This window comes from Pseudomonas sp. RIT-562 (assembly GCF_026241895.1).
GTDB lineage: Bacteria > Pseudomonadota > Gammaproteobacteria > Pseudomonadales > Pseudomonadaceae > Aquipseudomonas > Aquipseudomonas mandelii_F.
Genome location: NZ_JAPJIV010000044.1, coordinates 1 through 2,424 on the forward strand (window position 1 = coordinate 1; position 2,424 = coordinate 2,424).

At 60.0% G+C, this 2,424-nt stretch carries 1 protein-coding gene; it reads left to right on the plus strand.

Translation table 11 applies throughout. The features are described from left to right. On the plus strand, positions 1-2,424 hold a 2,424-nt coding region (locus tag ORL50_RS28630; RefSeq protein ID WP_266020055.1), incomplete at both ends, for a type VI secretion system Vgr family protein.

Here is a 2,424-nt window from a genome sequence, read left to right on the forward strand (position 1 = left end):
CTCGACGTCCTGTGCTTCCACGGCGAAGAACAGCTCAGCCAGCCCTTCACCTACTGCATCGAGTTCACCGCCAGCGACCTCGACATCGACGCTGAAACGTTGCTCAACCGCCGGGCCAGTTTCAGCCTGTACCCGGCTGGCAAACCGAAAATCCCCCGCGGCTTCGCCGTCCCCGAATTCAACCCGCTGCGCACCGTGCACGGCATCATCACGCGCTTCAAACGTCTGTCCGCATCCCTCGACGAAGCACGCTACGAAGCCACCCTGCAACCGCGCATGGCACTGCTGGGGCGCGGCCAGCAGTTCCGCATCTACCAGAATCAATCGGTGCCGGAGATCGTCAAAAGCATCCTGCGCGATCGCCATCGATTCGAGAACAACGAGTTCCGCTTCGAGCTGATGCGCGATTACCCCAGGCGCGAACAGGTCATGCAGTTTGCGGAAAGCGATTTGGCCTTCCTCGACCGGTTGCTGGCCGATGTCGGCATCTGGTACCGCTTCGACAGCGAAGAAAAGTACAACGTGGACGTCGTGTATTTCCACGACGACCAGCGCCATTACAAACAACCGCGTATCGAACTGCCCAGCTGCACGCCCTCCGGCTTCAACAGCCCCGATCAGGACAGCGTCTGGGACCTGCAAACGAGCCACGAAGTCGTGGAAAAACACGTCAATATTCGCGCCTACAACCCCCAGGATATCGACGCTTATCTGGACGGCGAGATCGAGCAGACGCGCAGCGTAAGGTTCAATTACGGCGAAGCCTACCACTATGCCGAACCCTACACCGAGCTCAGCGATCGCTACGATTTTTACGAAAAGCTGCCCACCGAAAGTGGCTACTTTTACGCCCGGCTGCGCCACGAGCGCTACCTCAACAACCAGGCCCGCCTCAGCGGCGTCAGCAGCAGTGCCGTGCTCATGCCGGGCCAGATACTCGACATCAGCGCCAACCCGCTGAAGAGTTTCGCCCTCGGTTCCGTGCTTACCCACCTGAGCACCCGTGGCGCCCGCGACCGCACCTTCAGCGTCAGCTTCCAGGCCATCCCCTGGTCCGCCGACGTGTGCTTTCGCCCCCCAGTGCCGCCCAAACCGAAAATCGCCGGCACTATCCCGGCGCGGCTGACCAGTCCGGTCGAGAACTACCCGTACTCGGAGATCGACCTGACGGGACGCTACCGGGTGAGCTTCATGTTCGACCGCGACACCTGGAAAGCCGGCGCGGAAAGTATGTTGCTGCGCCTTGCCCGACCCTACGCCGGCGACACCTACGGCCTGCATTTTCCGTTACTCCCAGGCACGGAAGTGGCGGTTGCCTTTGAACAGGGCGACCCGGACCGGCCCTACATTGCCCATGCCCTGCACGACAACGAACACCCCGACCATGTGACGCTAGCCAGAAGCGACTACCGGCGCAACGTGCTGCGCACTCCGGCGAACAACAAGCTGCGCATGGAAGACGACCGGGGCGCAGAACACATCAAGCTCAGCACCGAGCACAGCGGCAAGAGCCAGTTGAATCTGGGGCATCTGGTGGATGCCAAGAAGCACAAGCGCGGCGCAGGGTTTGAGCTGCGCACCGATGGCAAAGGCGCGATAAGGGGCGGGAAGGGACTATTCATCAGCGCTGACGAACAGACCAAGGCTGAAGGCGAGCAGCTCGATATGACCGCAGCCATCGCGCAACTCGAAGATGCCTTGTCGCTGGCTCGCTCACTCGACCGAGCAGCTCGCAGCCTGGACTCGACCGCTGGCGATACCGACAGCCAGCAACGTCTGGTCCAGGCACTTAACGGCTTGGCAGAACCCGGGATGCTGCTGCATGCACCGGCGGGTATTGGCATCGTCAGTCCCAAAGCGGTCTGCCTGTCCTCCGGCAGCGAAAGTGTCGGCCTCATTGCCGGACAGAATGCCGACATCAGCGCCGGCAACAACATCACCGCAACGGCTGAGGAAGGCATCAGCATCCTCGCAAAAAGTGCTGACCTGCAGCTAAAAGCTGGTCAAGGAAAAATTGATCTGCATGCACTGGGCAGCAGCCTGCACGCGATGGCCAAGAGCGATATCAAGATCGAAAGCGTAGGCGGGCGCATTGAAGTGACTGCGCCGCAAGAACTCGTCCTTAATTGTGCTGGGGCTTACATACGCTTGAAGGGCGGCGATATCGAACTGGGGGCACCCGGCAACATTTATCTCAAGGCCGCCCACGTACAACAAACAGGTGCTGCCAGCCTGGCAACTGTCGCTTCACCTCTGCCAGGCGGTTACGCCGCTGGGTACACCTTGAAAGATCAAACCCAGGTGCCAAAACCCTTTACTCGTTATCGGATTACCACTCAACAAGGGGAAGTGTTCAGTGGGGTAACGGACAAAAATGGCGAGACCATGAGTGTTCATACGTTGGTGCCGGGCAATTTAACCATT